A 15236-nucleotide genomic window follows, 5' to 3' on the forward strand; every position below is an offset into this window, starting at 1 on the left:
CTGGCGATCACCCGACGAGTTCGAAGCCATCTACCATCACCCGGTCCCCGCCGGAACCTGATATCCCCGCCCTCCAACAAAGCGGGGGAACCTCACCTGCCATGCGAGCCCATCGCTCAGCAGGACGGACGAGGAGCGCTCCGGGTGTTCGGGTCTCCTCGTCGAAGAAGCTCACCATGCCGACTTTTCGGCGAATCAATCAGGAGTTGGTGATCCGCGATGCACACCATCGGATCCGAAGTCACTACCGCCCCGCAGCGTTCCGTGGTGATGGCCGCGCTGCATCCGCACTATCCACCGATCGTGCATGCCAAGGGCGCATACTTCACCGTGGCCGACGGCAGGCGCTTCGTCGACTTGTCATCACAGACGATGAACTTGGCGCTCGGACACGGCCACCCCGCGATCGTCGCGGCGGTGGAGGTGCAGGCCAAGCAGGTGGCGTTCGCGTCCTCACGGTTCGGTACCCTGCCCTTCTTCCTGCTCTCCCAGCGGATCGCCGAACTGGCGCCGACCGGACTGGACGCGGTCGCGCTGAAGCTGGCAGACGGATCCGACGCCGTGGAGACAGCGGTCAAACTCGCCAGACTGCACACGCGGCGGCAGCGAATCGCCTGCCTGCCGGGTGCCTGGCATGGAGAAACGCATCTCACACTCGGGCTGGCCGACAGCCACGCCGGACGACTGGTGGCCGATGACTCGGCTGCGGCCTTCGCCGAAGCGCCGACCATCTCGGCACTGACTCGGCTGGTGCACTCCCGCGGCGATCTCGCGGCAGCGATCCTGGACCCGGCGCTGGTGTCGAACGGTCTCGCGGCCCGGGACATCGGCGACGACCTGGCCGAGCTGCGGCGAGCCTGCACCGCAGCGGGTGTGCTGCTGATCTTCGACGAGATCCAGACCTTCGGTTGGCTCGGCAAGCATCTGTTCGTGAGCGAAGCGACCGGGGTCTTCCCCGACATGATCTGCCTCGGGAAGGCGTTCTCGTCCGGCTATCCACTCGCTGCCGTCCTGGCCCGGCGTGATCTGGCTGCGGTTGTGCAGTACAACGACGCGGAGTTCACCTACGGTGGACATCCGGTTTCCTGCGCGGCGGCCCTCGCGGGCCTCGAGGTGCTCGTCGAATCGCGCGATCAATGGGCTGCCCGGGAGCATGCGTTCGCGGCCATGCTGGCTGAGATCTTCGACGAGCGGTTCGAGGTGCGCCGGCTCGGGCTGATCGCGTCGCTCACCCCCGCCCGGGACCGGCTTCGCGAAGCCTGGGTGACCCGCACGAGTTCGGCCTGCGCCGAGAACGGCTTGCTCGTCCGGCCCAACGACCATGGACGCCGATTGCTCGTCAAAGCGCCTCTTGTGCTCGCCGAAACCGAGCTGCGGACCTGCCTCGAGCTCATCGCGAAGCTGGCCTCCGACGAGCTCGAGCGGCTCGCCGCGTTCGTGCCTGCACACACAGCGCGGACGAATCGGCACCGTGCCGGAACGGTACTGCGTAAACCGATCACCCCGAACCCGAACGAGGACTACGTCGCCGCGCTGCTGCGCGCCGCCCCGGTTCAGCTGCGCATCGCGAGCCGCGGTGCGGCCGCCCAGCGAGAACTGACACACCGCCTGCAGGAGATCGGCGTTCCCTCCGCGGTGATCTATCCCGCGGCCGATAGCGAAGAGGCGATCGAGTACGCGTACCTGCCGGGTCGGTCCCTGCGGAAGGTACTCGAGGACCCGACAACCGACCCCGCAGTGCTCAACGCTCTGGCGCTGCGTCATCAGGAGCTGATCTGCCGAGCGCACGACCACAACCTCGTGATCGGCGATCGGTGGCCGGGCAACGCCATCGCCCATGGCGCGGGGCTGACCCTGATCGACTTCGACCTCGGCTACGACGGCCCCGCGCACGAGGCGATGCTGTTCGAGGAAGCTTTCGCCGTGTTACAGACGCTGGTCGCCATACCCGCGAACAATCCGGCTCGCCACGATGTACAGGGGCGCCTCGTCGATGGTGTGGCCGCACGGCATGGGTCGGTGCGGAGCCGCATGGAATTCTTCCGGTTGGCACAGTGGTATCTCGATCCTGCGCGGCCGGTGCATGCCGGGTCGGACTCCACCGATGCTTACCGCACCGTTGTCGGTCCAGTTCTGGACCGACTATCGGCCACATCCCCGTAGGAGTTTCCTCCTGGGCGATCGGACGGATAGTGTGACGCGCATTGTCCCTGCGATCGAATAAACAAACCAGGAGGAACGATTTAGAAATGTGCGGAATTGTAGGAATGACCGCTGTTTGCGCCGACATCACCAGACGCACTGCCGAGTGCGTCGGCACGCTCGAATACCGGGGATATGACTCCTGGGGTTTGGCGTGGCTCGACACCGACAGCGGTGCGCTCGGAGCGGAGAAAGATACCGGTTCCATCGGACAGGCTCTTCTGGCCGGCCGTTTCGATCGGCTACCGGAGGCGACACTGGCCATCGGGCACACCCGGTGGGCGACCCACGGCGGCGTGGAGCAGCGCAATGCACACCCGCACCTGTCCTTCGACCGGCGCGTCGCCGTCGTCCACAACGGCGTCATCGAGAATCACGCCGCGCTGCGGCGCGAACTCGAAGCAGCGGACATTCTCTTCACTTCGGCCACGGACTCCGAGGTGGCCGCTCACCTGATAGCACAGCAGCTCGCGGCAGGCACCACCGTGCTCGAGGCGATCATGGCGGTGACGGCGCGCCTGGACGGGGAATACGCGCTCGGAATCGTCTGCACAGCGGATCCGACCACGGTGTGGGGCGCCAAACACAAGAGCCCGCTGGTCGTCGCGCATGCTGGTGACTGTGGCGTGCTCGCGAGCGATCAGCTCGCATTGACCGAGGTCAGCGACACCGTCCAGTTTCTCGAAGACGGCGACGTCGTCGCTGTGCGACCGACCGGAGTGCAACTCTGGGCGACCGACAACCGAGGTCGTCCGCAGCCGGTGCAGCGCGCCGGGACCACCATCGACACCGGCAACACCCGGGCGAATCGCGGCGATTTCCCGCACTGGATGATCAAGGAGATCCACGACGTCCCCGAGGCGATCGCCACCGTCCTGGCCATGCCCCGCGAGCGATTCGACTGCGCTGTTCCAACGGACGGCAGCCCCATAATTCTGGCGGGCGCGGGCAGCGCCTACTACGTCGCGCAGATGGGCCAGTACCTGCTCGCCGAACTGGCAGGCCTGCGCTCGACAGCGCTGCCGTCCGACGAGGCCGGCTATCTCGCGCTTCCACGCGCGGGCGAGGCGGTGATCGCCATCTCCCAGTCCGGAGAAACATTCGACACGCTGGAGATCTGCCGCAACGCCGTGCAGGCGGGAGCCACGCTGACCTCGGTGTGCAACGTACCCAACAGCACGCAGGAGCGCTTGGCCACGCACCGACTGCAGCAGGGTTCGGGCACCGAGATCTGCGTGCTTTCCACCAAGAGCATCATCAGCCAAGTCGTCGTACTCACCCGGCTCGCACTGGAGGCGGGCCGAGCGGACGGTGCGCTCGACAGCGCCGCCTACGCGGCGAACATCGATGCACTGGCGGCATTGCCCACGATCGCGCAAGAATTCATCGCCGACTCCGCCCTGGCGGTACAGGTCATCGCGTCCAAGTACTCCCAGGTCGACGACTGGTTCTTCATCGGCCGCGGCCTGTCCTATCCGGCCGCCTGTGAGTCGGCGTTGAAGTTCAAGGAAGTCTCCTACACCCACGCCGAGGGAATGGCCGCCGGTTTCTTCAAACACGGGACCATCAGCCTGATTCACCCCAGCTTCTTCACCGTGGCTTTCGTGCCGTCGCGAAATAATTCGCCTGGCGAATACGCGGCCACCATGGCAGCGGTCAGTGAAATCACCGCACGCAGCGGACCGGTCATCGGCATCGGTCCCGCCGATATCGATCTCGACGACCGCAGGGGGTTCGTTGAATATCTTCCGCTGCCGATGATCGGTAATTCAGCCGCCGATCTCACCTTGCATTTGATCGCCGGGCAGTTGCTCGCCTACTACTGCGCACTCGACCTCGGGCGCGAAATCGACAAACCTCGCGCTCTGGCGAAATCGGTCACCGTTCGCTGATCGATAATTCGATTCCTCGCGACGTGACCGACTTGTCGCGAGGTTTCGGCCCGGCCGCACGACTCGAGTCGGGGCACGGCATTCATCAATGTTTGCTCAGGTCCACTCGGCCGGGAAGTGTCATCAGCAGATCCTTCTTGAGCTCGATCTTTCGCCGCGGTGCCCGTATCACGCGACTGCCCGCGGCCAGGTCGTGCGCGGCACGGCGCCGACCGGGGAGCATTGCGAGAACCAGGCTGACAAGCGACACGAAGAACCCCGCCAGGGCGACCGCATCGAGGATCCCCGACTCCGGGTAGGAGCCGGACAGCGACATGAAGACGAACGGGAGGAAGATGATCAGCATGCGGATGGTCGCCGGTCCAGGGGCCAGCCGCGGCCGAGCCCACTCCCCTGCGGGCACGACCCGCAATCCCAGCAGCCCCTTGCCCAGCGTCTGGCCGCCACGGCGCATCAGCAGGAACACCTCGAGCCCCACGTAGGCGATGAAGTAGCAGCCCCAAGCACCGAGAGTGAGCACAACATCCTTGAAGGTCCCGCCGGTGGCAGCTGCCGCTGGAATGATGACCAGACCCACCGGTATCGCCACCGCGAAGGTGAGGACCAGACAGAAGGCGAGATCGAGGATCCTGGCGGCGAGGCGCCGTAGGAACGGGGCAGGTTCGTAGTTCATGAAACCTTTCCGGGTCGGTGGCGCTGCGGTTCCGAGCATTCGGCAGTCGACAAGTATGCCGACTGGTTCCCAGCAGCGGTGTCGGCCGAACGGCCGATAGCCGAACGGGGGCGCAATCCTGCGCGCAGCGGACAGCCCCGCGGCTCGCTACAGTGCTGGCCAGACGCCCTGCAGGCGCAGAGCACAGGAGGAGCCGAGGATGATCCAGCCACCGGAAGCGCGGAGCTGATGCGCGTCGCACTCGCCGACGACGACGTCCTGCTGCGCGCGGGCCTGGCGAGCCTGCTCAGCACCGCGGGCCTGGCGGTGATCGGTCAGGCGGGCGACGCCGAGCAGCTCCTCGCCGTCGTCGCGGAGCACCGCCCCGACCTCGCCCTGGTCGACATCCGCATGCCCCCCACGCACACCACCGAGGGCCTGGACGCCGCCCTGCGCATCCGCAGGGAGTTCCCCGAGACCGCGATCCTCGTGCTCTCCGCCCACGTGGACGTCGACCACGCCCTCGACCTGCTCGACGGCGGAAAGGGCATCGGCTACCTGCTCAAGAGCCGGGTCACCGACGTCGACGAGTTCGTCGACACCGTGCACCGGATCGCGGGCGGCGCATCGGTGATCGATCCGGCCCTGGTGCAGGAGCTCGTCGCGGCCCGGCGCAGGGACGACCCGCTGGCGGCGCTCAGCGCGCGCGAGCGCGAGGTGCTGACGCTGATGGCCGAGGGGCTGTCGAACTCCGGCATCGGCAGGCGGCTGTGGATCAGCGAGGGCACGGTGGAGAAGCACGTGCGCAGCATCCTGACCAAGCTCGACCTCACCGAGACCCCCGACGATCACCGCCGGGTCCGCGCGGTGATCATCTACCTCGATGCCACCGCCTGACGGCCACTCAGCCGACCAGCCCGCGGATGAGCTCGGCGGAGAACGCGAACTTGGGCACGAAGCCGCGCGCCGAACTCGCCTCGATCAGATCGGCGAACTCCAGCTCGTCGTGGGTGGACATGAGCACGATGGCGAGCGGCTCGACCGGCTCGGCGTGCAGCGCCTCGACCACGTCGAACCCGCTCTCCGCGCCGAGGTCGATGTCGACCAGTGCGAGGTCGGGGCGCGCGGCCCGCAGCACCGCCACCGCGTCCCGCAGACTCGCCGCCGTTCCGACCACCTCGATCCCGCCCGCCTCCAGCACGGTGCGCGCGGTGGCGCAGAACGCGGGGTTGTCGTCCACTATCAGGCAGCGCTCGGGGTAGGGGTCGTTCACACTGTCGAGGGTGTCAGAAAGCGCAGGCCGGGGCATGCCCGCTAGCCGGAATATCGACCGTGGTTCGCGGTGGGAGCGCGCGGCCGCCGTGGTGCTGCGGCCGACGGCGCCGCCGCTGCGCTGGGGCGTGCTCACCGCGGTGCTGCTGATCGCGGTCGAGTTCGGCATCGTGCACCTGCTCAAGCAGGTCTTCCCGGAGAACGCGTTCGGCGCGGTGTTCCTGTTCGGCGTGCTGGTGATCTCGGCGGGCTGGGACGTCCGGCTGGCGGTGGCGACCTCGGTGGCGAGCGCGGGCGCCTACACCTGGTTCCACATGGTGGAGAGCAGTGCGGAGAGCACCTTCGTGCCCGCGGTGGTGGTCTTCCTCGTCCTCGCGCTGCTGGCGAACCTGCTGGTCGGGCAGTCCCGCATCCGCGCGCTCGACTCCGACCAGCGCAGGCGCGAGGCCGACCTGTCGGCGGCGCTGGCGCGCACGGTGCTGCGCGCCCCCGACCGGTCCACCGCGCTCGCGGCGGCGAGCACGCGGCTCTCCGAGATGCTGGAGCTGCCGCCGCCGGGGGTCACGCTCGCCGAGCCGGGCGCCGCGGCGGGGCCACACCGCATCCCCCTCTTCGACGACGACCGCCAGGACGCGGTCCTGGTCGTCCCCGCCGACCTGCCCGACGCCGACCGCCGTCGGGTCGAGCGCATGGTCCCCAACCTGGAGGCGCTGCTGGCCGCCGCGCACGACCGCCAGCAGCTCTACGCCCGCACCGAGGCGCTCGGGCGGCAGCAGGCCGCGCTGCGCCGGGTCGCCACCCTGGTCGCCGCCCGCGCGGACCCCGCCGCGGTGTTCCCCGCGGTCGCCGCCGAGCTCGCCGACGAACTCGGGGTCGAGCACGTCACGCTGGTGCGGTTCCACCCGGAGGGCAGCTGCGAGGTGCTCGCCGCGCGCGACGACACCGCGGTGGGGTCGGGGAGTTACGCGCTGACCGTCGGCGAGCGGCTGCCGCTCGGCGGCACCAATGTCTCGACCCTGGTCGCCGAGACCGGCGCGCCCGCGGTCCTGGACTACGCGGACGCCACCGGCCCCATCGCCGGGCGGCTGCGCGCGCGGGGGATCCGCAGCGGTATCGGGGTCCCGATCACCGTCGAGGGCAGGCCGTGGGGCGCCATCGTCGCGGGCGTGACCGAGCGCGCCGCCCCCGAGGGGCTGTCCCTGCGCCTCGCCGACTTCGCCGACCTGGTGGCGACCGCCGTCTACAACAGCGAGTCGAGGGCGGCGCTGACTCGGTCCCGCGCCCGCGTCATCGCCGCCGCCGACCAGGCCAGGCGCGCTATCGAGCGGGACCTGCACGACGGCGCGCAGCAGCGCATCGTCGTCCTCGGCCTCGACCTGCGCGCGGCCCAGGCGACGATCCCCGACGACCAGCCCGCGCTCCGGAGCCGGCTCGACGCCCTGGTGGACTCGGTGACCCACCTCCACGCCGACCTGCAGGAGCTCTCCCGCGGCATCCACCCGGCGATCCTCTCCCGCGGCGGGCTCGGCCCCGCGCTCAAGACCCTGGCCCGCCGCTCCCGGGTCCCGGTATCGCTGCGGGTCGAGGTGCCGGGGCGGCTGCCGGAGCCGGTCGAGGTGACCGCCTACTACGTGGTCGCCGAGGCGCTGACCAACACCACCAAGTACGCGCGGGCCACCGAGGTGCTGATCGCCGCGCACCTCGACGGCGACGAACTGCTGCTCTCGGTCGCCGACGACGGGATCGGCGGTGCCCGCGCCGAGCAGGGGTCGGGCCTGGTCGGGCTGCGCGACCGGGTGGAGGCGGTGGAGGGCGAGTTCACCGTCGTGAGCCCGGCGGGCCGAGGCACAACGGTGCGCGCCCGGATTCCCACCGCGGCCCGGACCGGCTGACCGGCAGCGCGCCCGCGCCGTCTCGGGACGCAGGCAATACCGGCTAGCCGGAAACTCCCGGCACCGGCCAGCCCCCGGCCGGAATGGGCGTCAGCAGCGACGACACCGCGCCCGGCACGGACGAGTCTTGAGCACACCGAAGCACCACCCGCTCAGGAGGACGCCATGCCGTACATCACCACCGCCGACGGAACCGAGATCTACTACACCGAGCAGGGCACCGGGCAGCCGGTGCTGCTCAGCCACGGCTGGCCGCTCTCCTCCGACGCCTGGCAGCTCGAGCTCAAGCTGCTCGCCGACGCGGGCTACCGGGCCATCGCCCACGACCGCCGCGGCCACGGCCGCTCCGCCAAGACCGGCACCGGCAACGACATGGACACCTACGCCGCCGACCTCGCCGCCCTGGTCGAGGCGCTGGACCTGCGCGACCTGGTGCTGATCGGGCACTCCACCGGCGGCGGCGAGGTCGTGCGCTACGCCGCGCAGCACGGCGGCGATCGGGTCGCGAAGGTCATCACCGCGGGCGCGGTGCCGCCGCTCATGGTGCAGACCCCGGACAACCCGGAGGGCACCCCGATCGAGGTCTTCGACGGCATCCGCGCGGGCGTGCTGAACGACCGCTCGCAGTTCTACCGGGACCTCGCCGAGACCTTCTTCGGCGCCAACCGCGAAGGCGCGCAGGTCTCCCAGGGCGCCAAGGACGACTTCTGGCGCCAGGGCATGCTGGTCAACCTCTCCGCCGCCTACGACTGCGTCAAGGCCTTCTCCGAAACCGACCAGACCGCCGACCTGCAGGCCATCGAGGTGCCGATGCTGATCGCGCACGGCGGCGACGACCAGATCGTGCCGATCGCGGCCGCCGCGGAGAAGTCGGTGAAGCTGGCCCGCAACGCCACGCTGAAGGTCTACCCGGGCGCGCCGCACGGCATCTACGGCGAGTACCAGAAGGCGCTCGACGCCGACATCCTCGCCTTCATCGCCGAGTGACCTCGTGACCGCCCATCACGAGACCCCCACCCTCGGCAACCCCGATCTGCCGCCGGAGGGGTCGATCAATACCATCGGGCACCCGCGCAGCCTGGAGCTGCGCGGGCCGCGCAACCCCGCGATCGACGGCCAGTTCCCGAACCAGATGGACCCGCCCGCCACCGACGTCAGCACCCAGCCGTTCTTCTGGTCCTCGTTCAACATCTCGTCCCGGCGCATCCAGGCCGGGGGTTGGGCCCGCGAGGTCACCGAGCAGGACTTCGCCATCTCCGACGAGATCGCGGGCGTGAACATGTACCTGGAGCCCGGCGGCATCCGCGAGCTGCACTGGCACCAGACCGCGGAGTGGGCGGTCATGACCCGCGGCCGGTGCCGGGTCACCACGCTGAGCCGGACCGGCATGCCGAGCGTCGAAGACGTCGAGGCCGGGGACCTGTGGTTCTTCCCCGCGGGCACCCCGCACTCGCTGCAGGGCCTCGGCCCCGACGGCGCGGAGTTCGTGCTCGCCTTCGACAACGGCGACCAGTCCGAGAGCAACACCCTGCTGCTCACCGACTGGTTCGCGCACACCCCGCCGGAGGTGCTGGCCAAGAACTTCGGCGTCGCCCGGGAGGTGTTCGCCGACATCCCGCTGCACAACCTGTGGATCTTTCCCGGCGAGGAGCCCGGCGACCTCGCCGCCGACCAGGAGGCGGCCGGGGTCGAGTGGGGCGCGAGCGAGCCGATCATCTTCCGGCTCTCCCGCTCCAAGCCGCTGATCCAGAACTCCGGCGGCAGTATCCAGATCGCCGACAGCACCAACTTCCCGCTGTCGAACTCCGTCGCCGCCACGCTGGTCACCGTCGAGCCCGGTTCGATGCGGGAGCTGCACTGGCACCCCAATGCCGACGAGTGGCAGTACTACCTGCGCGGCTCCGCGCGCATGACGGTGTTCAACAACGGCCCGCACGCCAACACCACCGACTTCCGACCCGGCGATGTCGGCGTGGTGCGCCGGAACTACGGGCACTACGTCGAGAACACCGGCGACGACGTGCTGCAGTTCCTCGAGGTGTTCCGCGCCGACCGATACGAGGAGGTGTCGCTGGCGCAGTGGCTGAGCCACGTCCCACCGGCCCTGCTGTCGCAGCACCTGAACATCGACGAGGCGACCCTGGCCTCGTTCCCCCGCGGCACCCAGGGCATCACTCCCCTGCGGTAGGCAAGGCGTCCCGGGCGAGCCATTCCAGGATCGCCCGGTTCGTCTCCGCCGGCTTCTCCTGCTGGATCCAGTGGCCGCAATCCACCTCGACCACCTCCACCTCCGGCACGAACTCCGTCAGATTCACGCCGCGCGGGACCACGTCTCGCGCGGCGTAGATCATGAGCGCGGGCTGCCGGACGATCGGGTCCACGTCCGCCAGCAGGTGCCAGTTGCGGTTGGCATTGCGGTACCAGTTGATGCCGCCGGTGAAGCCCGACGACTCGAAAGCGTCGACGAACACGGCGAATTCGTTCTCGCTCATGAGGGGTTCACCGAGTGGGGTCTCCGCCGTGGGGAGGTCGAGCAGCGCCGGGCTCGGCTCCGGCACGTTCTTCCGGTACAGATTGCGGAGGAAGCGGGCGGTGTTCGCGTCGAGCAGGGCGTCGGCAACACCGGGGTGCCGGTTGAAGTGGACGTAGTAGAAGTCGCTGCCGAGAATCTCCTCGATGAACTCGACCCACGGCCGCTCCCCGCGCTCGGGGTAGGGAACGCTCAGGGCGATCACCCCGTTCACCCGCTGCGGATGCAGCAGCGCCAGCCCCCACACGACGGTTCCACCCCAGTCCTGGCCCGCGAAGGTGGCGTCGTCGTACCCGTAGTGGTCGAGCAGGCCGACGAGGTCACCCGCCAGGTGTTCGATGTCGTAGGCCGTCACCTCGGCCGGCCGCGACGAATTCCCGTACCCGCGCTGATTCGGCACGATCACGTGGTATCCGGCCGCGGCCAGCGCGGACATCTGGTGGCGCCAGGAGAAGGCGTGCTCCGGCCAGCCGTGGCACAGCACGATGGGTTTCCCGGCGTTCTCCGGGCCTGCCTCGAAGACTTCGAGTTCGACGCCGTTGACCGGGATGCGGGTGGGCTCGGGGAATTCGACCATTGCCGTTCCTTCTCTCTCGGGTACGGCAGGCACGGTAGGGCGCATTCCGGACACGATCGGTCCGGAACAGACGGCACAGTGGGGAGATGACCGACCCCACCGGCCGAGCCCTGCACCTCCTCTCGCTCCTGCAGACCCACCGCTGGTGGCGCGCCGCCGAGCTCGCCGACCGCCTCGAGGTCACCGAGCGAACCGTGCGCCGCGACATCGATCGGCTCCGCGACCTCGGCTACCCGGTCGATGCCACGACCGGGAGGTTCGGGGGCTACCGGCTCGCCTCGGGTGCGCACCTGCCGCCGCTCATCCTCGACGACGACGAAGCCGTCGCGGTGGCGGTCGGCCTCCGCTACGCCGCCGAGGCCGATATCGGCGGATTCGAGGAGACCTCGCTGCACGCGCTGCTGAAGATCGAGCAGCTCCTGCCGCACCGGCTCCGGCGTCGGGTGTCCGCGCTGCACGCGAACGTCGCTTCGCTGCGCCGGGCGACTCCGTCGACCGATCGTGTCGACCCCGAGGTGCTCGGGGTGCTGGCCGCGGCGTGTCGGGACCGCGAGGACGTGCGCTTCGGCTACCGCAGGCGCGACGGGCACGACAGCCCGCGGCTCGTCCAGCCGCACCAGCTGGTGACCGCGGGCCGTCGCTGGTACCTCGTGGCCTGGGACCGGCACCGCGACGACTGGCGCACGTTCCGCCTCGACCGGATCCACGGGCCCCGCGCCGTCGGCAGCCGCTTCCCGCCCCGGCCGATCCCGGGCGGCGACGCGGTGCGTTTCCTCGCCCGCTCGCTCGGATCACTCCCCCGCCCCGTGGCCGCGAAGCTGGCGGCGGGCGCCGGGTTCGCCGCGCTCGAGCAGGCGCTCCGCGGGATCGCCCACGCGCCGATCGAACAGGCCGCGGATTCGTGCACGGTCCTGATCGGCGGCGGCGATCTCGACGAACTCGCCGTCGCCGTTGCCCGCATCGCGCTCACCGCGCCGGTCACCGTGCTGGAGCCCGCCGAGTTGGCCGACATCGTCGCCCGGCTCGGCGCCGGACTCTCAGCGGCGGCGCCGGACCGGCGCGGCCACGCCGATCAGCTCAGGGCCGGATACCCCTCGTAGCGAGCGGTGAGCGCTTCGAGGTGATGCCCGGACGGGTCGTCGAAGTACACGCCGCGCCCGCCGTGGTTGGTGTTGATCTCCCCCGGTCTGCTCATCCGCGGGTCGGCCCAGTAGGTGACGCCGCGCTCGTGCAGCTGCGCCATGACCCGGTCGAAGGTGTCGTCGTCGACCTGGAAGGCGTAGTGCTGGCCGGGGAAGTCGAAGGGTGGCTCGGCGAAGTCGAAGACCCGGCCGTCGGTCAGCCTGACCTCGACGAAGAACCCGGACTCCTGCGGTTCGGGCAGCCCGAAGACCTCGGCGAAGAACCGCGCCGACTCGTGCTTGTCCTTGGCGGCGACGATGGTGTGGTCGAAGCGCACCTCGACCCGGGGTTGTGACATGAAAGCTCCTTGCTCCGTTGATAATCGATGCGGATATCGACGGAACACGGTGGGCCGCGGGGCCACCCCGGGGTCAGGGGGCGGCCGGGAACCCGTCTCGCTCACGGCACGAAGCCGACCCGGCAGTCACGGGGTCGACAGTAGCAGGGCGTCAGCGCAGCCGGAATCCGGCGGGCCGGCTGTATTCAAACTCGGGCAGATCGAAGCCCTGCTCGAAATGGGCGGTGCGGGTGTCGGTCCGGGTGCCGCCGTTGCGCTCGTAGAAGGCGATGGCAGGCATATCGCCGGCGCGGGCTCCCCTGATCAGCACCCGGCAAGTATGCCGTGGCGGTTTGCGGACACACTGGGAGCATGGACCAGCGAATCCCGAGCAAGTGGGAAGAGATCACCGCCGCCGACCCGACCCACTCCCCGCGCTACATCGAGCGGTTCCGCAAGCTGGCGGCGCGCGGCGAGGACATCGTCGGTGAGGCGCGACTGATCGACGCCATGCTGCCGCGCGGGTCCCGGGTGCTGGACGCGGGCTGCGGGCCGGGCAGGGTCGGCGGCTACCTGCACAGCGTCGGGCACACGGTGGTGGGCGTGGATGTGGACCCGGTGCTGATCGCCGCCGCCGAAGCCGACCATCCCGGCCCGACCTGGCTCGTCGGCGACCTGGCCGAACTCGACGTGCCCGGCGAGTTCGACGTCATCGTGTGCGCGGGCAATGTGCTCACCTTCGTCGCGCCGCAGACCAGGACCGCGGTGCTCGCCGGTTTCGCCCGCCATCTGGCTCCGAGCGGGCGCGCGGTCGTCGGATTCGGCGCGGGCCGGAACTACGCCTTCGACGACTTCCTCGCCGACGCCGCCGCGAGCGGCCTCTCCCCCGACCTGCTGCTCTCGACCTGGGACCTGCGCCCCTTCGGCCCGGACTCGGAATTCCTGGTCGCCGTCCTGTCCCGAGCGCACCCCTAGCCCGGCCGGTCCGGCACGATTCCGAACTTTTCGATCACGAATCGCCAGAACAGCGGCACCGCCTCGGCCACCGGCCGGGCGATCCGGTCGTCGTGGCCGGAGATGGACCGGTGCTCGATCACGACGGTGCCGGACCTGACGTCCCGGCCGGAGGTCAGGACGACGATCTCCGCGACGGGCGGTTCCGGCAGCGGCCGCGCCGCCACGGCGAGCCCGTCCATGATCGCGACCCCGGCGAGCTGCCGGTCCGCGCCGCAGGCCAGAACACTCTCGATGATGTCGGACATGTGCTGGATCGCAGGCCGCTGCGCCGCCAGTTCCCGGTAGCGGGCGGCGATATCGGGCCACGGCAGCTCGACGAACGGGCGGTGGTAGGCCTTGGAGTTGATCGGTCGCATACCTCAGTGTGGCCACCGCGAGTCCGCTCCGGCCATCCGTTTTCCGGCGCCACGGCACTTGCCGCCATTTTTACCGAAAGGTATACAGTATGTAGAACTGGCACATCGGCGGCCCACCTGCGGAAGGACGCGACATGACGAAGCTGGACTACCTGGCCATCGACGTGGACAACCACTACTACGAACCACTCGACGCCTTCACCCGCCACCTGCCCAAGGAGTTCAGGACCCGCGGCGTACAGATGGTCACCAGCGGCAGGCGCACGCTGGCGGTGATGGGCGAGAAGGTCAACCACTTCGTCCCCAACCCGACCTTCGACCCCATCGTCGAGCCCGGCTGCCTGGACCTGCTGTTCCGCGGCGAGATCCCGGAGGGGGTGGACCCGGGCTCGCTCATGAAGCTCGACCGGCTGCCCGACCACCCCGAGTACCAGAACCGCGACGAGCGGGTGAAGGTGCTGGACCGGCAGAAGCTGGAGACCGTCTTCATGCTGCCGACCTTCGCCTGCGGCGTGGAGGAGGCGCTCAAGCACGACATCCCGGCGACCATGGCCTCGGTGCACGCCTTCAACCTGTGGCTGGACGAGGACTGGGGTTTCGACCGCCCGGACCACCGCATCATCTCCGCGCCGATCATCTCCCTCGCCGATCCCGAGGGCGCGGTCGCCGAGGTCGAGTTCGTGCTGGCGCGTGGCGCGAAGATGGTGCTGGTCCGCCCGGCGCCGGTGCCGGGTGCGGTCAAGCCGCGCTCGCTCGGCGACCCGCTGCACGACCCGGTCTGGGCGCGGCTGGCCGAGGCGGGGGTGCCGGTGGGGTTCCACCTCTCCGACAGCGGCTACCTCGCCATCGCGGCGCTGTGGGGCGGCAAACCGACCTTCGAGGGGTTCGGCAAGAAGGACCCGCTCGATCAGATCCTGCTCGACGACCGCGCCATCCACGACACCATGGCCTCGATGATCGTGCACCAGGTCTTCACTCGGCACCCCAATCTCAAGGTCGCCAGCATCGAGAACGGCTCGTACTTCGTCTACCGGCTGATCAAGCGGTTGAAGAAGGCCGCGAACACCGCGCCCTACCACTTCGTGGAGGACCCGGTGGAGCAGCTGAAGAACAACGTCTGGATCGCGCCCTACTACGAGGACGACGTCAAGCTGCTGGCCGCGACCATCGGCGTGGAGAAGGTGCTCTTCGGCTCGGACTGGCCGCACGGTGAGGGGCTGGCCGACCCCACCACCTTCACCGCCGACATCCCGCAGTTCCCGGAGTTCTCCTACGAGGACACCCGGCGGGTCATGCGGGACAACGCGCTCGAGCTGCTCGGGTCGCGGGTTCCCACGGGTTCGCCGAGCTGACCGGCGAGAGCGGCCCCGGTCCACCGGACCGGGGC

15 protein-coding genes are annotated in these 15236 nt (G+C 69.5%); 9 read left to right on the plus strand and 6 right to left on the minus strand.

What is annotated here, in order from left to right; genetic code table 11:
- Nucleotides 1-219 precede the first annotated feature (219 nt).
- Complete coding sequence (locus tag ACFUUZ_RS30115; protein ID WP_378702149.1) at nt 220-2163, plus strand: aminotransferase class III-fold pyridoxal phosphate-dependent enzyme; 1944 nt, start codon at nt 220-222, stop codon at nt 2161-2163.
- Nucleotides 2164-2249: 86 nt separating this feature from the next.
- Complete coding sequence (gene glmS / locus ACFUUZ_RS30120; protein WP_378702151.1) at nt 2250-4094, plus strand: glutamine--fructose-6-phosphate transaminase (isomerizing); 1845 nt, start codon at nt 2250-2252, stop codon at nt 4092-4094.
- Nucleotides 4095-4179: 85 nt separating this feature from the next.
- On the opposite strand, the gene ACFUUZ_RS30125 is transcribed toward glmS, so the two are convergent.
- Nucleotides 4180-4767 carry an RDD family protein gene (locus ACFUUZ_RS30125; RefSeq protein ID WP_378702153.1) on the minus strand — a complete coding sequence of 196 codons (588 nt, stop codon included), beginning with the start codon at nt 4765-4767 and terminating at the stop codon, nt 4180-4182.
- 228 nt (nt 4768-4995) lie between these two features.
- Between ACFUUZ_RS30125 and ACFUUZ_RS30130 the strand changes: the two genes are divergently transcribed.
- Nucleotides 4996-5643, plus strand: coding sequence for a response regulator (locus ACFUUZ_RS30130; protein ID WP_378702155.1), 648 nt, complete (start codon nt 4996-4998; stop codon nt 5641-5643).
- Nucleotides 5644-5650: 7 nt separating this feature from the next.
- Here the strand turns inward: ACFUUZ_RS30130 and ACFUUZ_RS30135 are convergent, their stop codons facing one another.
- Nucleotides 5651-6019: a response regulator gene (locus ACFUUZ_RS30135; RefSeq protein ID WP_378702157.1), complete on the minus strand. Its 369-nt coding sequence runs from the start codon at nt 6017-6019 to the stop codon at nt 5651-5653.
- 34 nt (nt 6020-6053) lie between these two features.
- On the opposite strand from ACFUUZ_RS30135, the gene ACFUUZ_RS30140 reads away from it, so the two are divergent.
- The 3 genes from ACFUUZ_RS30140 to ACFUUZ_RS30150 all read left to right on the plus strand — a co-directional run bounded on the left by ACFUUZ_RS30140 (nt 6054) and on the right by ACFUUZ_RS30150 (nt 10098).
- Nucleotides 6054-7910, plus strand: coding sequence for a GAF domain-containing protein (locus ACFUUZ_RS30140; RefSeq protein ID WP_378702159.1), 1857 nt, complete (start codon nt 6054-6056; stop codon nt 7908-7910).
- A 165-nt stretch (nt 7911-8075) separates the two neighbouring features.
- Nucleotides 8076-8897: an alpha/beta fold hydrolase gene (locus tag ACFUUZ_RS30145; RefSeq protein ID WP_378702161.1), complete on the plus strand. Its 822-nt coding sequence runs from the start codon at nt 8076-8078 to the stop codon at nt 8895-8897.
- 4 nt (nt 8898-8901) lie between these two features.
- Nucleotides 8902-10098 carry a cupin domain-containing protein gene (locus ACFUUZ_RS30150; protein ID WP_378702163.1) on the plus strand — a complete coding sequence of 399 codons (1197 nt, stop codon included), beginning with the start codon at nt 8902-8904 and terminating at the stop codon, nt 10096-10098.
- On the opposite strand, the gene ACFUUZ_RS30155 is transcribed toward ACFUUZ_RS30150, so the two are convergent.
- The gene (locus ACFUUZ_RS30155; RefSeq protein WP_378702165.1) at nt 10082-11017 is read right to left on the minus strand and encodes an alpha/beta fold hydrolase; all 936 of its coding nucleotides are present in this window, start codon (nt 11015-11017) and stop codon (nt 10082-10084) included. The genes ACFUUZ_RS30150 and ACFUUZ_RS30155 overlap by 17 nt on opposite strands.
- Nucleotides 11018-11103: 86 nt before the next feature.
- Between ACFUUZ_RS30155 and ACFUUZ_RS30160 the strand changes: the two genes are divergently transcribed.
- Complete coding sequence (locus ACFUUZ_RS30160; RefSeq protein ID WP_378702167.1) at nt 11104-12117, plus strand: helix-turn-helix transcriptional regulator; 1014 nt, start codon at nt 11104-11106, stop codon at nt 12115-12117.
- Here ACFUUZ_RS30160 and ACFUUZ_RS30165 read toward each other — a convergent pair.
- Entirely contained in the window at nt 12090-12497 is a 408-nt protein-coding gene (locus ACFUUZ_RS30165) for a VOC family protein (RefSeq protein WP_378702169.1), read from the minus strand. The genes ACFUUZ_RS30160 and ACFUUZ_RS30165 overlap by 28 nt on opposite strands.
- Before the next feature lie 151 nt (nt 12498-12648).
- The gene (locus ACFUUZ_RS30170; RefSeq protein WP_378702171.1) at nt 12649-12807 is read right to left on the minus strand and encodes a hypothetical protein; all 159 of its coding nucleotides are present in this window, start codon (nt 12805-12807) and stop codon (nt 12649-12651) included.
- 41 nt (nt 12808-12848) lie between these two features.
- Here ACFUUZ_RS30170 and ACFUUZ_RS30175 point away from each other — a divergent pair, with 41 nt between their 5' ends.
- On the plus strand, nt 12849-13451 hold the full coding sequence (locus ACFUUZ_RS30175; RefSeq protein WP_378702173.1) for a class I SAM-dependent methyltransferase: 603 nt from the start codon (nt 12849-12851) through the stop codon (nt 13449-13451).
- Here ACFUUZ_RS30175 and ACFUUZ_RS30180 read toward each other — a convergent pair.
- On the minus strand, nt 13448-13849 hold the full coding sequence (locus ACFUUZ_RS30180; protein ID WP_378702175.1) for a hypothetical protein: 402 nt from the start codon (nt 13847-13849) through the stop codon (nt 13448-13450). The genes ACFUUZ_RS30175 and ACFUUZ_RS30180 overlap by 4 nt on opposite strands.
- Nucleotides 13850-13983: 134 nt before the next feature.
- Between ACFUUZ_RS30180 and ACFUUZ_RS30185 the strand changes: the two genes are divergently transcribed.
- The gene (locus ACFUUZ_RS30185) at nt 13984-15201 is read left to right on the plus strand and encodes an amidohydrolase family protein (RefSeq protein WP_378702177.1); all 1218 of its coding nucleotides are present in this window, start codon (nt 13984-13986) and stop codon (nt 15199-15201) included.
- Nucleotides 15202-15236: the final 35 nt, after the last annotated feature.

The sequence above is a fragment of the Nocardia sp. NPDC057353 genome, from assembly GCF_042667085.1.
In the GTDB taxonomy this organism is placed as follows: Bacteria; Actinomycetota; Actinomycetes; order Mycobacteriales; family Mycobacteriaceae; genus Nocardia.